Annotated in this window: 19 protein-coding genes and 1 tRNA gene; 16 read left to right on the plus strand and 4 right to left on the minus strand. The window is 66.9% G+C overall.

All coding sequences use genetic code 11. The features are described 5' to 3' along the window. The first annotated feature begins 67 nt into the window (after positions 1–67). The 14 genes from rplF to VLG41_RS05095 all read left to right on the plus strand — a co-directional run bounded on the left by rplF (position 68) and on the right by VLG41_RS05095 (position 7,153). The gene (rplF, locus tag VLG41_RS05030) at positions 68–601 is read left to right on the plus strand and encodes a 50S ribosomal protein L6 (RefSeq protein ID WP_325348303.1); all 534 of its coding nucleotides are present in this window, start codon (positions 68–70) and stop codon (positions 599–601) included. Between the two features lie 11 nt (positions 602–612). Continuing rightward, positions 613–978: a 50S ribosomal protein L18 gene (gene rplR / locus VLG41_RS05035; protein ID WP_070399520.1), complete on the plus strand. Its 366-nt coding sequence runs from the start codon at positions 613–615 to the stop codon at positions 976–978. 18 nt (positions 979–996) lie between these two features. Next, positions 997–1,515 (plus strand): 30S ribosomal protein S5, encoded by a 519-nt coding sequence (rpsE, locus tag VLG41_RS05040; RefSeq protein ID WP_070399521.1) that lies wholly within the window; start codon positions 997–999, stop codon positions 1,513–1,515. Positions 1,516–1,526: 11 nt separating this feature from the next. Next, positions 1,527–1,709, plus strand: a complete 183-nt coding sequence (gene rpmD, locus VLG41_RS05045) for a 50S ribosomal protein L30 (protein WP_009514924.1) — start codon at positions 1,527–1,529, stop codon at positions 1,707–1,709. Positions 1,710–1,723: 14 nt separating this feature from the next. Continuing rightward, entirely contained in the window at positions 1,724–2,161 is a 438-nt protein-coding gene (gene rplO, locus VLG41_RS05050) for a 50S ribosomal protein L15 (protein WP_325348304.1), read from the plus strand. Between the two features lie 23 nt (positions 2,162–2,184). Further along, positions 2,185–3,504 carry a preprotein translocase subunit SecY gene (gene secY / locus VLG41_RS05055; RefSeq protein ID WP_325348305.1) on the plus strand — a complete coding sequence of 440 codons (1,320 nt, stop codon included), beginning with the start codon at positions 2,185–2,187 and terminating at the stop codon, positions 3,502–3,504. 3 nt (positions 3,505–3,507) lie between these two features. Next, on the plus strand, positions 3,508–3,726 hold the full coding sequence (gene infA, locus VLG41_RS05060; protein ID WP_009514918.1) for a translation initiation factor IF-1: 219 nt from the start codon (positions 3,508–3,510) through the stop codon (positions 3,724–3,726). A gap of 42 nt (positions 3,727–3,768) precedes the next feature. Next, positions 3,769–3,882, plus strand: coding sequence for a 50S ribosomal protein L36 (gene rpmJ / locus VLG41_RS05065; protein ID WP_009514917.1), 114 nt, complete (start codon positions 3,769–3,771; stop codon positions 3,880–3,882). 22 nt (positions 3,883–3,904) lie between these two features. Next, positions 3,905–4,270 carry a 30S ribosomal protein S13 gene (gene rpsM / locus VLG41_RS05070; RefSeq protein ID WP_009514915.1) on the plus strand — a complete coding sequence of 122 codons (366 nt, stop codon included), beginning with the start codon at positions 3,905–3,907 and terminating at the stop codon, positions 4,268–4,270. 18 nt (positions 4,271–4,288) lie between these two features. Beyond that, the gene (gene rpsK, locus VLG41_RS05075; RefSeq protein WP_009514913.1) at positions 4,289–4,693 is read left to right on the plus strand and encodes a 30S ribosomal protein S11; all 405 of its coding nucleotides are present in this window, start codon (positions 4,289–4,291) and stop codon (positions 4,691–4,693) included. A 170-nt stretch (positions 4,694–4,863) separates the two neighbouring features. After that, positions 4,864–5,487 (plus strand): 30S ribosomal protein S4, encoded by a 624-nt coding sequence (gene rpsD / locus VLG41_RS05080; RefSeq protein ID WP_325348306.1) that lies wholly within the window; start codon positions 4,864–4,866, stop codon positions 5,485–5,487. 103 nt (positions 5,488–5,590) lie between these two features. Then, on the plus strand, positions 5,591–6,574 hold the full coding sequence (locus tag VLG41_RS05085; protein WP_291023505.1) for a DNA-directed RNA polymerase subunit alpha: 984 nt from the start codon (positions 5,591–5,593) through the stop codon (positions 6,572–6,574). Positions 6,575–6,663: 89 nt separating this feature from the next. Continuing rightward, positions 6,664–7,059 (plus strand): 50S ribosomal protein L17, encoded by a 396-nt coding sequence (rplQ, locus tag VLG41_RS05090; protein WP_325348307.1) that lies wholly within the window; start codon positions 6,664–6,666, stop codon positions 7,057–7,059. A 17-nt stretch (positions 7,060–7,076) separates the two neighbouring features. Further along, positions 7,077–7,153, plus strand: a tRNA-Met gene (locus VLG41_RS05095). Between the two features lie 114 nt (positions 7,154–7,267). Here VLG41_RS05095 and VLG41_RS05100 read toward each other — a convergent pair. Next, positions 7,268–8,866, minus strand: a complete 1,599-nt coding sequence (locus VLG41_RS05100) for an MFS transporter (RefSeq protein ID WP_325348308.1) — start codon at positions 8,864–8,866, stop codon at positions 7,268–7,270. Positions 8,867–9,233: 367 nt separating this feature from the next. On the opposite strand from VLG41_RS05100, the gene VLG41_RS05105 reads away from it, so the two are divergent. After that, positions 9,234–9,635 carry a GreA/GreB family elongation factor gene (locus VLG41_RS05105; protein WP_325348309.1) on the plus strand — a complete coding sequence of 134 codons (402 nt, stop codon included), beginning with the start codon at positions 9,234–9,236 and terminating at the stop codon, positions 9,633–9,635. A gap of 573 nt (positions 9,636–10,208) precedes the next feature. On the opposite strand, the gene VLG41_RS05110 is transcribed toward VLG41_RS05105, so the two are convergent. Then, on the minus strand, positions 10,209–11,474 hold the full coding sequence (locus VLG41_RS05110) for a cytochrome c (RefSeq protein ID WP_325348310.1): 1,266 nt from the start codon (positions 11,472–11,474) through the stop codon (positions 10,209–10,211). Next, complete coding sequence (locus VLG41_RS05115) at positions 11,471–12,193, minus strand: cytochrome c4 (protein WP_325348341.1); 723 nt, start codon at positions 12,191–12,193, stop codon at positions 11,471–11,473. The genes VLG41_RS05110 and VLG41_RS05115 overlap by 4 nt, the downstream gene beginning before the upstream one ends. 88 nt (positions 12,194–12,281) lie before the next feature. On the opposite strand from VLG41_RS05115, the gene VLG41_RS05120 reads away from it, so the two are divergent. Beyond that, on the plus strand, positions 12,282–13,685 hold the full coding sequence (locus tag VLG41_RS05120; protein ID WP_325348311.1) for a PLP-dependent aminotransferase family protein: 1,404 nt from the start codon (positions 12,282–12,284) through the stop codon (positions 13,683–13,685). Positions 13,686–13,741: 56 nt separating this feature from the next. Here the strand turns inward: VLG41_RS05120 and VLG41_RS05125 are convergent, their stop codons facing one another. After that, positions 13,742–14,080, minus strand: a complete 339-nt coding sequence (locus tag VLG41_RS05125; protein WP_325348312.1) for a hypothetical protein — start codon at positions 14,078–14,080, stop codon at positions 13,742–13,744. Between the last annotated feature and the right edge of the window lie 73 nt (positions 14,081–14,153).

Raw genomic sequence — 14,153 nt, forward strand, 5'->3', positions numbered from 1 at the left:
GCGCCACCGGTGTCGGTGGTGAAGTGCTGTGCTACGTCGCCTGATGCTGGCATCGAGGAGAGACTGAATGTCACGTATTGGAAAACAGCCGATCGCGGTGCCCACCGGGGTCGAGATCGCCGTCAAGGACGGCCTGATCAATGTCAAGGGCGCCAATGGCGCTCTGAGTCTGGCCGCCAACGCGCTGGTCAAGATCGAGATCAACGCCGGCAAGGTGAACTTCACCCCCGTCGATGAATCGCGCGATGCGAACGCCATGTCCGGCACCATGCGTCAGCTGGTCAACAACATGGTCAACGGTGTCAGCAAGGGCTTCGAGAAGAAGCTCAGTCTGGTCGGCGTGGGTTTCAAGGCCCAGGCCCAGGGCGCCAAGCTCAACCTCACGGTGGGCTTCTCGCACCCGGTGATCATGGACATGCCTGCCGGCATCAAGGTGGAGACGCCGTCGCCCACCGAAATCGTGATCAAGGGCGCCGACCGCCAACGCGTCGGCCAGATCGCGTCGGAAGTGCGCGCGGTGCGTCCGCCCGAGCCTTACAAGGGCAAGGGCATCCGCTATGCGGATGAAAAGGTCGTGATCAAGGAAACCAAGAAGAAATAAGGAGTCCGATCATGCTGACCAAGAAAGAACAACGCCTGCGCCGCGCGCGCCAGACCCGCATCCGCATTGCCCAGCAAGGCGCGGTGCGTCTGACGGTGAACCGCACCAACCTGCACATCTACGCCAACGTCGTGTCCGCCGACGGTTCGCGCATCCTCGCCTCGGCCTCCACGGCCGAGAAGGAAGTGCGCGCTCAGCTGGGTGCTTCCGGCAAGGGTGGCAACGCCGCCGCTGCCGCCGTCATCGGCAAGCGCATTGCCGAGAAGGCCAAGGCCGCCGGCATCGAAAAAGTGGCGTTCGACCGTTCCGGCTTTGCCTACCACGGCCGCGTCAAGGCCCTTGCAGATGCCGCCCGCGAGGCCGGCCTGCAGTTCTGATGAAACGGGATCAACGACATGGCTAAGTTTCAGGCAAACATCAAGAACGAAGCGAACGAAGACGGTCTGCGCGAGAAGATGATCGCGATCAACCGCGTGACCAAGGTGGTCAAGGGCGGTCGCATCCTCGGTTTCGCTGCGCTCACCGTCGTCGGTGATGGCGACGGCCGCGTGGGCATGGGCAAGGGCAAGGCGCGTGAAGTGCCGGTGGCCGTGCAGAAGGCCATGGAGCAGGCCCGCCGCAACATGATCAAGGTGTCGCTCAAGGACGGCTCGTTGCACCACGCGGTGCATGGTGAGCACGGAGCCTCCAATGTGATGATGCTCCCGGCCGTCAAAGGTACCGGCATCATCGCGGGCGGCCCCATGCGCGCCGTCTTCGAAGTGCTGGGCGTGACCGACGTCGTCGCCAAGAGCCACGGCTCGAGCAACCCCTACAACCTGGTGCGCGCCACGCTGGACGCACTCGAGAAGTCCACCACCCCGGCCGAGGTTGCCGCCAAGCGCGGCAAGACGGTCGAGGAAATCCTGGGCTGAGAGGAATCACCATGAGCAACACGAATACCGTCAAGGTCCAGCTCGTGCGCAGCCTCATCGGCTGCAAAGAGGACCACCGCGCCACGGCGCGTGGTCTGGGTTTGCGCAAGCTCAATAGCACCAGCGAACTGCAGGACACCCCGGCCGTGCGCGGCATGATCAACAAGATCAGCTACCTGGTCAAAGTCCTCTGATCGGAGACGACGACATGGAACTCAACAACATCAAGCCGGCTGGCGGCGCCAAGCACGCCAAGCGCCGCGTGGGCCGTGGCATTGGTTCGGGCCTGGGCAAGACCGCGGGTCGTGGGCACAAAGGTCAGAAGTCGCGCGCCGGTGGCTACCACAAGGTCGGCTTCGAAGGCGGCCAGATGCCTCTGCAGCGTCGTCTGCCCAAGCGCGGCTTCAAGTCGGCGCAACTGCAGTTCAACGCCGAAGTGACGCTGGCCCAACTCAACGCGATCGACGCCACCGATATCGACGTGCTGACGCTCAAGCAGCTCGGCCTCGTGCCCCAGCTCACCAAGCGCGTGAAGCTCATCAAGTCCGGTGAAATCACCCGTGCGGTGACCCTCAAGGACGTGGTGGCCACCGCTGGTGCGAAGGCCGCTGTCGAAGCCGCTGGCGGCCAGGTCGCCGCGGCCTGATCACGCCCGTTCGAAAGGACCACGTGGCAACCGCTTCCCCGTCCCTGGCCAAGACCGGCAAGTTCGGCGATCTGCGTCGCCGGCTGGTCTTTCTGCTGCTGGCGCTGGTGGTGTACCGCATCGGCGCGCACATCCCTGTGCCGGGCATCAACCCGGAGCAGCTCCAGCAGCTCTTCCAAGGGCAGCAGGGTGGCATCTTGAGCCTGTTCAACATGTTCTCGGGGGGCGCGCTGTCGCGCTTCACCGTGTTCGCGTTGGGCATCATGCCGTACATCTCTGCCTCCATCATCATGCAGCTCATGACGTACGTGGTCCCCACGTTCGAGCAGCTGAAGAAGGAGGGTGAGGCCGGTCGCCGCAAGATCACCCAGTACACCCGTTACGGCACGCTGGGACTTGCGATCTTCCAGGCCATGGGCATTGCGCTCGCGCTGGAAGGCCAGACGGGCCTCGTGATCGACCCCGGCATGGGCTTTCGCCTGACGGCTGTGGTGAGCCTGGTGGCGGGCACCATGTTCCTGATGTGGCTGGGCGAGCAGATCACGGAGCGCGGTCTGGGCAACGGCATCTCGCTGCTGATCTTTGCTGGCATCGTGGCCGGGTTGCCGAACGCGATCGGCGGCCTGTTGGAGCTGGTGCGCACCGGTGCGATGAACGTCCTGATCGCGCTGTTCATCATCGCGCTGGTGGTGCTCGTCACCTACTTCGTGGTGTTTGTCGAGCGAGGCCAGCGCAAGATCCTGGTGAACTACGCACGCCGCCAGGTGGGTAACAAGGTCTACGGCGGGCAGTCGTCGCATCTGCCTCTGAAGCTCAACATGGCCGGCGTGATTCCCCCGATCTTCGCCTCGTCCATCATCCTGTTGCCCACCACGGTGGTGAGCTGGATCAGCACGGGTGATTCGACCCGCTGGTTGCGCGACCTGGCTTCGGCCCTGTCGCCCGGACAGCCGATCTATGTGGCGCTGTACGCCGCGGCGATCATCTTTTTCTGCTTCTTCTATACCGCCCTGGTTTTCAACAGCCGGGAAACCGCGGACAACCTGAAGAAGAGTGGTGCGTTCATCCCGGGCATCCGTCCCGGCGACCAGACGGCGCGCCACATCGACAGGATCCTGCTTCGGCTGACCTTTGCCGGCGCGATCTATATCACCGCGGTGTGCCTGCTGCCCGAATTCCTGATCCTCGAGTACAACGTGCCGTTTTATTTCGGCGGCACTTCACTCCTGATCATCGTGGTCGTGACCATGGATTTCATGGCCCAGGTGCAAAACTACATGATGTCGCAGCAATACGAGTCGCTGCTGAAGAAGGCGAATTTCAAGACTTCCCTCGGCAACTGAACCATGGCCAAGGACGACGTGATCGAAATGCAGGGCGAGGTGGTCGAAAACCTCCCCAATGCGACCTTCCGCGTCAAGCTCGAAAACGGGCACGTGGTCCTCGGCCATATCTCCGGCAAGATGCGCATGCACTACATCCGCATCCTGCCGGGCGACAAGGTCAAAGTGGAGCTCACGCCCTACGACCTCACGCGCGCCCGCATCGTGTTCCGCGCCAAGTGAAGCGCCTGTACTGAACGTTTACCGGATTTCTAGGAGAAAAAAATGAGAGTTTCGGCTTCGGTCAAGAAGATGTGCCGCAACTGCAAGATCATCAAGCGCCACGGTGTCGTGCGCGTGATCTGCACCGATCCCCGCCACAAGCAGCGTCAAGGCTGATCGATTCGTCAAGAGGATTCACATGGCCCGTATTGCAGGCATCAACATTCCGCCGCACAAGCACGCAGAAATCGGCTTGACCGCGATCTTCGGCATTGGCCGCACCCGTGCTCGCCAGATCTGCGACGCATGCGGCATTGCGTACAGCAAGAAGATCAAGGACCTCTCCGATGCGGAGCTCGAGAAGGTGCGTGACCAGGTGGGCACGTTCACCATCGAGGGTGACCTGCGTCGCGAGACCACCATGAACATCAAGCGCCTGATGGACATCGGCTGCTACCGCGGCTTCCGCCATCGTCGCGGCCTGCCGATGCGCGGCCAGCGCACGAAGACCAATGCGCGCACGCGCAAGGGTCCGCGCAAGGCTGCCCAGTCGCTGAAGAAGTAATCGGTTCGAAGGAAAACCATGGCCAAGTCCCCCTCCAGCAGCGCCGCGGCCCGCGTTCGCAAAAAGGTCCGCAAGAACATTGCGGATGGCATTGCGCACGTGCACGCGTCGTTCAACAACACCATCATCACCATCACCGACCGTCAGGGCAACGCGCTGTCGTGGGCTTCGTCGGGTGGCCAGGGCTTCAAGGGTTCGCGCAAGTCGACCCCGTTCGCGGCCCAGGTGGCCTCCGAAGTGGCCGGCCGTGCCGCCATGGAACAAGGCATCAAGAACCTCGACGTCGAGATCAAGGGCCCCGGCCCGGGTCGTGAGTCGTCGGTGCGCGCGCTGGGTGCCCTCGGCATCCGCATCACCTCGATTTCCGATGTGACGCCCGTGCCCCACAACGGCTGCCGTCCCCAGAAGCGCCGCCGCATCTGAACCTGCAGCTACCCGGGCTCTGGCTTCGCGCTAGAATGCCGGGTTCTCCCAGCGCCACCGCAGTCATGCTGCGGTGGCATTTTTGCTAAGCCCACCGCCCCCGCCATCGCGGGATGGCTCCCGCAATCACAGTCCAATGTGGGTTGCGGCAGACACAAAAGGAAACCACCGTGGCACGTTACCTCGGCCCCAAGGCCAAGCTGTCCCGTCGCGAAGCCAGCGACCTGCTGCTCAAAAGCGCCCGTCGCTCGATCAGCGACAAGGCCAAATTCGACTCCAAGCCCGGCCAGCACGGCCGCACCTCCGGTCAGCGCACCTCTGACTTCGGCGTGCAATTGCGCGAAAAGCAGAAGGTCAAGCGCACCTATGGCGTGCTGGAGCGCCAATTCCGCCGCTACTTCGCTGAAGCCGATCGCCGCCGTGGCAACACCGGCGCCAACCTGCTGTTCCTGCTCGAGTCGCGCCTGGACAACGTGGTGTTCCGCATGGGGTTTGCCTCCACCCGTGCCGAAGCGCGCCAGATGGTGTCGCACAAGGCCATTACGGTGAATGGCCAAGCGGTCAATATTCCGTCCTTCCTGGTGAAGGCCGGTGATGTGGTCGCCGTGCGTGAGAAGTCCAAGAAGCAGGCGCGCGTGATCGAGGCCCTCGAGCTGGCCAAGCAGATCGGCTTCCCCGGCTGGGTTGAGGTGTCGGCCGACAAGGTGGAAGGGGTTTTCAAGAAGACCCCCGATCGCGACGAATTCGGCTCGGACATCAACGAGTCGCTCATCGTCGAACTCTATTCTCGTTAATCCCGTCCCCGGCAGGGCGCGGCACGCGCTGCGCCTTCCGGGCCATTCCATGCTCCGTCTGCCTTATCGGTGTAACGAGCCGAGGGTACTGAAGGAAGTCTGAATGCTGAATAACCTGCTCAAGCCCAAATCCATCACCGTCGAGCAACTCTCGGCGAATCGCGCCAAGGTCACCCTGGAGCCCTTCGAGCGCGGCTACGGGCACACCCTCGGCAACGCGCTGCGCCGCGTGCTGCTGTCGTCCATGGTGGGCCATGCGCCCACCGAAGTGACCATTGCCGGCGTGGTGCACGAGTACTCGTCCATCGACGGCGTGCAGGAAGACGTGGTCAACCTGCTGCTCAACCTCAAAGGGGTGGTGTTCAAGCTCCACAACCGCGATGAGGTGACGCTGAGTCTGCGCAAGGATGGTGAAGGCGTCGTGACGGCGGCCGACATCCAGACGCCGCACGACGTCGAGATCGTCAACCCGGGTCACGTCATTGCGACGCTGTCCGCGGGTGCCAAACTCGACATGCAGATCAAGGTCGAGAAGGGCCGAGGCTATGTGCCTGGCACCTTGCGCCGTGGCGACGAGGTGGCCCGCTCGATCGGCCGCATCGTGCTCGACGCTTCTTTCTCGCCGGTCAAGCGCGTGAGCTACACCGTGGAAAGCGCGCGCGTCGAGCAGCGCACCGACCTGGACAAGCTCGTGCTCGAGATCGAAACCAACGGTTCGATCGGCCCCGAAGAGGCTGTGCGTGCCGCGGCCAAGATCCTCGTCGAGCAACTCGCGGTGTTCGCCCAGCTTGAAGGCGCTGACCTCTTCACTGAAGCGCCCCAGCAGCGCAGCTCGCAGCAGTTCGACCCGATCCTGCTGCGCCCGGTGGACGAGCTCGAGCTCACCGTGCGCTCGGCGAACTGCCTGAAGGCCGAGAACATCTACTACATCGGTGACCTGATCCAGCGCACCGAGAACGAGCTGCTGAAGACCCCGAACCTGGGTCGCAAGTCGCTCAACGAGATCAAGGAAGTGCTGGCCTCGCGTGGACTCACGCTGGGCATGAAGCTCGAGAACTGGCCGCCCGCTGGTCTCGACAAGCACTGATCGCTCTAACCCCCTGAGCCTTCGGGCCAGACCATGACGAACCGCCGGTACCTGATCCGGCCGGCGGCAAAAGACGGAAAGGAAACACCATGCGTCACGGACACGGACTTCGCAAACTCAACCGCACCAGCGAGCACCGCCTGGCGATGCTGCGCAACATGATGAATTCGCTGCTCACGCACGAAGCCATCAAGACCACGCTGCCCAAGGCCAAGGAACTGCGCCGCGTCGTCGAGCCCATGATCACCCTGGCCAAGGAGCCTACGGTGGCGAACCGCCGCCTGGCCTTCAACCGCCTGCGCGATCGCGACGTGGTGGTCAAGCTCTTCAACGAGCTCGGCCCGCGCTTCAAGGCCCGGCCGGGCGGCTACACCCGCATTCTCAAGATGGGCTTCCGTGTGGGCGACAACGCGCCCATGGCTCTGGTGGAACTGGTTGATCGCGCCGAGCCGGCTGCGGACCCCGGTGAAGCAGAGAAAGCGTGATATAATTTTTGGCTTGACGCGGAGTGGAGCAGCCTGGTAGCTCGTTGGGCTCATAACCCAAAGGTCGCAAGTTCAAATCTTGCCTCCGCAACCAACAAAATCAAGCGCTTGCTTGTCATCAAGGCCCTCGGAAACGAGGGCCTTTTTGTTTGTCGCGCAGACTGTCCCGCCCGCCAGTGTCGCGCACGCTGCACTTCCTGGAGGATGCTCAACCGCCCCTGACCGTCGTCTCCATCAGGCTGCGCGTGACCTTCGGTGGCTCCAGGCCGATGTGGAATGCCAGGCGGCGATCACGCAACGCGACATCGGACGCCGTGGCGCGGTCGAAGCGGCGCAGGTGGTCCGTCCAGGATTCGTCGACGATGACTTCGACGAAGCGCCCGGGCTCGTTGATGTCGTGCAGCAGCTCCCAGGACAAGGCGCCCTGGCGCAGTCGGCTGCGTCGGCTCTCGTTGAACATCAGCTCGCGGAATTCGCGGGCGCGCGCCGGCTCGATCAAGTACTCGACGGTCAGCATGATGTGCCCCTGTTTCGGCGGCGACTCGATCACCGGCGCCGTGATCACCCGCTTGGGCGTCAGGTCGTCCTCCTGTCCGCTGTCGGGCATCCAGCGGTTGGCCGCCGCCATGGCGAGCCAGCCGCTCACCGCCGCGATGCCCAGGCTGATGGGCAGGCTGGTCCAGGTGGCGATCTGCCCCCACAGGGCGGCGCCGCTCGCGCTCGCGCCCATGATGGCCATCTGGTAGATCGACATGCCGCGCGCGCGCACCCAGTCGGGTAGGCCCATCTGAATGGACACGCTCAGCGTATTGGCGGTGGTGATCCAGGCCGCGCCGCCGAAGAACATGGCCGGCACCGCGACCCAGACCCGATCGGTCATGGCCATCACTGCCATGGCCACGGCCTGCAGGATCGCGCCGCGCAGCACCAGCGCGTCGCGCGCATAGTGGCGGCGCAGGCGCGGCAGGAAGGCCGTGGACACGATGGCCCCCGCGCCCATGGAAGCCAGCAGCAGCGTGAAGGTGCCGGCGCCACCGCCTTGCATGCCACGCGCCAGCAGCGCGAGCAGGGCCAGCAAGGCGGTGGAGTGGAAGAAGAAGATCCAGATGCGCAGCAGCACGCCCTTGAGCAGGTAGGACTGCGAGACGTACTGCCAGCCCACGCGCATCGCAGTGCCCAGGCGTTCGCGGCCCAGCGGATGGGGCTTGTGCTCGCGATGCCAGCGCGCGATGAGCGCGGCCGCCACGAGTGAGAGAACGGCGTTGAGCACGAAGACCCAGGCGCTGCCCGCGCCGGCGATCAGCGCGCCGGCCACCAGCGGGCCGATGATGCGCGAGGCGTTCATCGACACGCCATTGAGCGCCAGTGCCGCTGGCAACTGCTCGCGCGGCACCAGCTCGGGCACGATGGCGGAGAACACCGGCCAGCGCATCGCCATCCCGATGCCGTTGAGAAAAACGAGCGCCAGCAGCAAAGGGGGCGACATCACGCCGAAGAAGACGAAGCCGCTCAGGATGGTGGCAACCACCGCTACCCAGAGTTGCGTGACGAGGTAGTAGCGCTTGCGGTCGAGGTTGTCGGCCAGCGCGCCGCTGGGCAGGCCGAGCAGGAACACCGGGAGGGTGGACGCCGTCTGCACCAGGGCCACCCAGATCGGTGTGGTGGTCAGCGAGGTCATCATCCACGCCGCGGCCACGTCGTTCATCCACATGCACAGGTTGGCCACGAGCCAGGTGCTCCACATCATGCGGAACACGGGCAACCGCAAGGGGGCGATGGGGGAGAGGCTGTTGTCGGTGGGTGGCATGCGTGAGTGGCGGGCATGCAGGGCCGGTGATCGGAAGGCTGAGCCTACCGCAGTTCAACCCCGCGCTCACGTGCGACATTGCGTCCAGCGGTTTGACGCATGCGGGGCCCTTGCCTAGACTCCCCGTCCATGTCCTCGTGCCGGATCCACGCCCATTCGCACCGCGCCACCGCGCGCGGGATTGCGTGCGAGCGTCAGGTGCAGGGCCAGCCCATGGCCCCGCGCGGCCACCGACTGCTGGCCGCACATTTCCCCGCCCGGCGATAACCCCTTCCCCCTCGAACGCACACCTTCCATCGCCGGGCCCCGCAGCCAGTGCGATTCCCTTGCCGCGCGTCCCTGTCGCGGCGATCCGAAGGAGCCGTTCATGTCATCCATCGTTCGCGGTGAGGGCGTTCTCACCGAACTGGACCACGCGCGCTTGAGCAAGCTGCAGGACGCCACGCGTGGCAGCGCCCTGGCCGAGTTGCTCGCCGAAGCCGATCTCGTGCCGTCGCAGCGCGTGCCGGCCGACGTGGTCACCATGTACTCGCAGGTGCTCGTGCGCGATCGCGCTTCGGCCGAGGTGAGCAAGCTCACGCTGTGCTACCCCGCCGACGCCGAGCCCGACACGGGCTTCATCTCCGTGCTGTCGCCCATGGGTGCGGCACTCATCGGACGGCGCGTGGGCGAGCGTGTGCGCAGCGTGTTGCCGGCCGGGCAGGAACGTGAGCTGGTCATCGAGACGCTTCTGTTCCAGCCAGAGGCCAGCGGCGACTACACCAGTTGACGGGGTACATCCCCGCCGCGCTTCGCGCGAGCCGCTCAAGTGAGCGACACCGACAGCCCGTCCTGCGCGAGGCGCAGGGTGCGTCGCCGTGGGTGCGCGTGCTGACCACGCTGTCGGCGTTCACCAGCGGCCACCTGGGAGATGACGGTGTTCGACCACGTGTTCCGCCGGGTGCGCTTGCAGGCCTTTCAGGCGCTGAACTCGCAATCGGTTCGTTGCGCGCGGCCGGCTGCGAGACGTCGCTCGTGTTGTTGCCGCGCGGGACCTGGTGGTCGTGGATCGCGAGGGCGATCGGATGGCGGGGGTGATCGGCATGGAACCCCCCAAGGGCTTTGTGAAAGCCAGGAACCCCTGCGCGGGCGGCTTCTGCTGGTTCCTGCGTCATTACCCACAAGGCAGCTACCAGCCGCTTCTCGATGCCCGGGTCGCCGATGGCCGCGTGGAGGACGGCGGCCTGAGCGTGTCGGCACTTGCCGTTGTGTCTGCGCCTGTGGACTTTCACGCCCTCATGGTGCTGCCGGGCGCCGGCTGGGGCCTGCCGCGCTTCCTGCGCGACTCGCGCTGCGCGGGGGATCAGCGGATCTTCTGCACTTCCAGCGGCAGCACGCGCGAAGCCACGTGCCCCCAGGCGCCGCGCACATAGCTCGCCAGCGCCGCGATCTCCGCGTCCGACAGCTCCTGCCCGAACGGCGGCATGCCATAGGGCGCGGGGTTGCCCGGCGTGGTGGGCGGGAAACCGCCGCCGATGATCACGCGCACCAGATTCGCGCTCGAGGCCATGGTCACCGTGCGGTGCCCGGCCAGCGAGGGGAACTCCGCCTCGCTGCTGACACCGTTCTCGCCGTGGCATTGCGCGCACTTGGCGGCGTACAGGCGCTGGCCCAGCGCCAGCACCTGGGGCTCGGCGGTCTCGGTGTCGGACGAGGGGGGCTCCACCACGGGCAGCGATCGCAGGTACAGCCCCATCGCGCGCAGGTCGGCCTCGTTCAGGTGGCGCGTGCTGCCGGCCACCACCTCGGCCATCGGTCCCATGGTGGCGCCGCGCGCGCCGTGGCCGTCGCGCAGCAGGCGCACGACCTCGTCCAGCGGCCAGTCCTGCACGCCGGCTTCCCGGGGCGAGGCCAGCGAAGGCGCGTACCAGCCCTGCATGGGGATCTGCCCCCCGCTGAAGTCGGGCTCGTTCGCGGTGGCGCCCAGCGCGTTGCGCGGCGCGTGGCAGGCCATGCAGTGGCCCAGGCCCAGCGTCAGGTAGGCGCCGCGGTTCCACTCGGCCGGCTGCGTGGTGTCCGGGCGGAAGGGTTCGGGCGAGAAGAACAGGGTGCGCCAGGCCACCAGCGCGGCCTGTGTGTCGTAGGGAAAGCGCAGGGTGTGCGTGCGATTGGGCTCGCGCACAGGCGGCAGGCTCATGAGGAACGCATGCAGCGCGTCGCTGTCCTCGCGCGTCACGCGGGCGTAGTCGGGGTAGGGGAAGGCGGGGTAGAGCAGCCGCCCGTCGCGCGACTGGCCGTGGTGCAGCGCGCGCCAGAAGTCGCCCGCGCTCCAGCGGCCGATGCCGGTCTCGGCGTCGGGCGTGAGGTTGGACGCGTACACCGTGCCGAAGGGCGTGTCGATGCCCTTGCCGCCCGCGTAGGCCGCGCCGCCGCGCTCGCTGTGGCAGGCCGCGCAGTTGCCCGCGCGGGCCAGGTAGGCGCCGCGCTCCACGAGTTCGGCGGTGTGCGGTGCGCTCGGGCCGGGCTCCACGGGCACCAGCCGCGTGGCATGCCACACCCACAAGGCCGCTGCGATCACCAGGCCCAGCAGCAGCGCGGCAGCGATGAGGAGGGGGCGGCGGCTGTTCATTTCAGCACCTCCGCGCTGCCGCAGCGCATCGGCCAGGGATCGGGCGCGGCGCTGGCGGGCGCGGCCCCGCCGGTGACCGGCTGCGACGACAGCCACACCGCCATCGCGCTCACGTCCTCGGGGCTCAGGCGGCGGGCGATCTCGCCCATGCAGTCGGGCGCACTGGCCTTGCGCAGGCCGTTGCGCCAGGCGCCGAACTGGCCCAGCAGGTAGTCGCGCGGCAAACCCAGCAGGCCGGGCAGGGCGGGCTGGATGCCTGTCATCGCGGCGCCGTGGCACGACGCGCAGGCCGGCACGCCCAGCGCCGCGTCACCCACGCGCACCAGTTGTTCGCCGCGGGCCAGTACCGCGGGCGGTGCGCCCGCGGTCTGCGGCGCGGGGTAGGGCAGGTCCAGCCCCGCGAAATACCCGGCGATGTCGCGCAGGTAGGCGTCGGACATGTGCTCCACCAAGTGGGTCATGGTCGCATTGATGCGGCGGCCCTCGCGGAAGTGCAGGAGCTGGTTGTAGAGGTAGCCCGCGGGCTTGCCCGCGATGCGCGGAAAGTAGCCCTGGTTCGTGGCGCGGCCGTCCTGGCCGTGGCAGGCCACGCAGGCCAGCATGCGGCGGGCCATCGGATCCGCGGGCAGGGGGTCGGCCGCCTGGGCGGCCAGTGCGGGCAGCGCGAGCGCGACGGCCAGCAGCCGGTGGGGAAGTCGGGGGAATCTCACACCCGGCACTGTGCGCCAGGCCGGCGGCTGGCGGTAGGGGCAGATTGCGTTCAAATCGACCGGATCAGCCGAATCAGCGGCCGTTTCCCCACGACCCGTGACCATCAAATACGAAGCGCTTGCCAACGACATCGAGGCACTCATCGCCAGCGGCACGCTGGCCATCGGCGACCGCCTGCCCTCGGTGCGCGACACCGTGGCCAGCCGCGGCCTGAGCCCGGCCACCGTGTTCGAGGCCTACTACCGGCTCGAAGCGCGTGGCCTGGTCGAGGCGCGTCCGCGCGCGGGCTACTTCGTCAAGGCCGTGCCCGCGCCGCGCGAGGAGCCACGCGGCGCGGCCCCCACGCGGGGCTCGCAGGAGGTCGCCATCCACGACGTGGTGCAGGCCGTGCTCGGCTCGGTGCGCGACCGCCAGGTCGCGCCGCTGGGCTCGGCCTTTCCCTCGCCCGAGCTGTTCCCGCTCGATCGCCTGGCGCGCGGCATGGGCGCGGCCATGCGCCGGCTCGACCCGCGCCAACTGCTCGAAGACCTCAGCCCCGGCAACGCCGAGCTGCGTCGCCAGATCGCCCTGCGCGGCGTGGCGCAGGGTGTGAACATCGGCGTGGACGAGGTGGTGATCACCAGCGGTGCCATGGAGGCGCTCACGCTCGGCCTGCAGGCTGTCACCGAGCCCGGCGACGTGGTGGCCATCGAATCGCCCGCGTTCTACGGCTGCCTGCAGACGCTGGAGCGGCTGCGGCTCAAGGCGGTGGAGGTGGCCACGCACCCGCGCACCGGCGTGCAGGTCGATTCGCTGGTCGAGGTGCTGCAGCGCCACCCGGTGAAGGCCTGCTGGTTCATGCCCCACTTCCAGAACCCGCTGGGCGCGTTGATGCCCGAGAACGCCAAGCGGGCCATGGTGGCGCTGCTGGCGCGACACGAGGTGCCGCTGATCGAGGACGACGTGTACGCCGAGCTCTACTTCGGCGCGCAGCGCCCGCTGCCCGCCAAGGCCTGGGACCGGCACGGGGGCGTGATGCACTGCAGTTCATTCTCCAAGTCCCTCGCGCCGGGTTACCGAGTGGGCTGGGTGTCGGCGGGGCGTTTCGCACCGCAGGTGAACCGGCTCAAGTTCATGAGCACGCTGGGCGTGTCGGTGCCGGCGCAACAGGCGGTGCTGCATTTTTTGCAGCACGGCGCGTTCGACAAGCACCTGCGCCAGTTGCGCACGGCGCTGGCCACGCGCCAGCAGCGCGCCTTGCTGGGCATCGAGAAGCACTTCCCCGCCGGCACGCGCGTCACGCGGCCCGAGGGCGGCTACTTCCTGTGGGTGGAGTTGCCCGAGTCGGTGGACGCCATGGCCTTGCAACAGGCCGCGCTGGCGCGGCACATCAGCCTGGCGCCGGGGCCGCTGTTCTCGGCCGACCGGCGCTTTCACCACCACGTGCGGTTGAACGTGGGGCATCCGCGGGTGGAGCAACTCGACGCGGCGCTGAAGACGCTGGGGCGTTTGGTGGGGTGAGGCTCTGGCACACCAACACCTGGCGCCCGATCCTCGCGAGGTCTCCGCCTGCTGACTCAACGAGACCCAGACAGCACAGCCCGAAGCTCCTCGGGCACAGCCCGTTCAGGCAATCGGTGCAACTGCCCCACCGCCGCCAGAAACCCCTCCCGGTCCGCCCGCACCGGCCCCAGGTAACGCAGCACCCCCGCCGGCCGCAGGATCGCCACGCTCGGAAACGCGGTGATCTCCAGCTCGTCCGCGTCCAGCCCCGCGTCCTCGATGTCCACCCAGCGCAGCGCCTCGGCGGGCAGGCCGTCGGCCACCTCGCGGAAGGCGCGGCACTGCGTGCACCACTCGGCGCAGAGCACGACGACAGAAACCTCGGGCGGCAGGGAAGGGGGATCGCGGTCCATGGCAGACCGCGAGTATCCGATCGACCGGATACCCGCACGGGCTCGGCCCCACTTTGACCCTGTTTCGGTCAAA

The organism is Hydrogenophaga sp. (assembly GCF_035481345.1).
Taxonomy (GTDB): Bacteria; Pseudomonadota; Gammaproteobacteria; order Burkholderiales; family Burkholderiaceae_C; genus Hydrogenophaga.

Coding starts and splice junctions, on each gene's coding strand:
- rplF (WP_325348303.1), top strand. CDS start 68: ATGTCACGTATTGGAAAACAGCCGATCGCGGTGCCCACCGGGGTCGAG.
- rplR (WP_070399520.1), top strand. CDS start 613: ATGCTGACCAAGAAAGAACAACGCCTGCGCCGCGCGCGCCAGACCCGC.
- rpsE (WP_070399521.1), top strand. CDS start 997: ATGGCTAAGTTTCAGGCAAACATCAAGAACGAAGCGAACGAAGACGGT.
- rpmD (WP_009514924.1), top strand. CDS start 1,527: ATGAGCAACACGAATACCGTCAAGGTCCAGCTCGTGCGCAGCCTCATC.
- rplO (WP_325348304.1), top strand. CDS start 1,724: ATGGAACTCAACAACATCAAGCCGGCTGGCGGCGCCAAGCACGCCAAG.
- infA (WP_009514918.1), top strand. CDS start 3,508: ATGGCCAAGGACGACGTGATCGAAATGCAGGGCGAGGTGGTCGAAAAC.
- rpmJ (WP_009514917.1), top strand. CDS start 3,769: ATGAGAGTTTCGGCTTCGGTCAAGAAGATGTGCCGCAACTGCAAGATC.
- rpsM (WP_009514915.1), top strand. CDS start 3,905: ATGGCCCGTATTGCAGGCATCAACATTCCGCCGCACAAGCACGCAGAA.
- rpsK (WP_009514913.1), top strand. CDS start 4,289: ATGGCCAAGTCCCCCTCCAGCAGCGCCGCGGCCCGCGTTCGCAAAAAG.
- VLG41_RS05085 (WP_291023505.1), top strand. CDS start 5,591: ATGCTGAATAACCTGCTCAAGCCCAAATCCATCACCGTCGAGCAACTC.
- rplQ (WP_325348307.1), top strand. CDS start 6,664: ATGCGTCACGGACACGGACTTCGCAAACTCAACCGCACCAGCGAGCAC.
- VLG41_RS05100 (WP_325348308.1), bottom strand. CDS start 8,866: ATGCCACCCACCGACAACAGCCTCTCCCCCATCGCCCCCTTGCGGTTG.
- VLG41_RS05105 (WP_325348309.1), top strand. CDS start 9,234: ATGTCATCCATCGTTCGCGGTGAGGGCGTTCTCACCGAACTGGACCAC.
- VLG41_RS05110 (WP_325348310.1), bottom strand. CDS start 11,474: ATGAACAGCCGCCGCCCCCTCCTCATCGCTGCCGCGCTGCTGCTGGGC.
- VLG41_RS05125 (WP_325348312.1), bottom strand. CDS start 14,080: ATGGACCGCGATCCCCCTTCCCTGCCGCCCGAGGTTTCTGTCGTCGTG.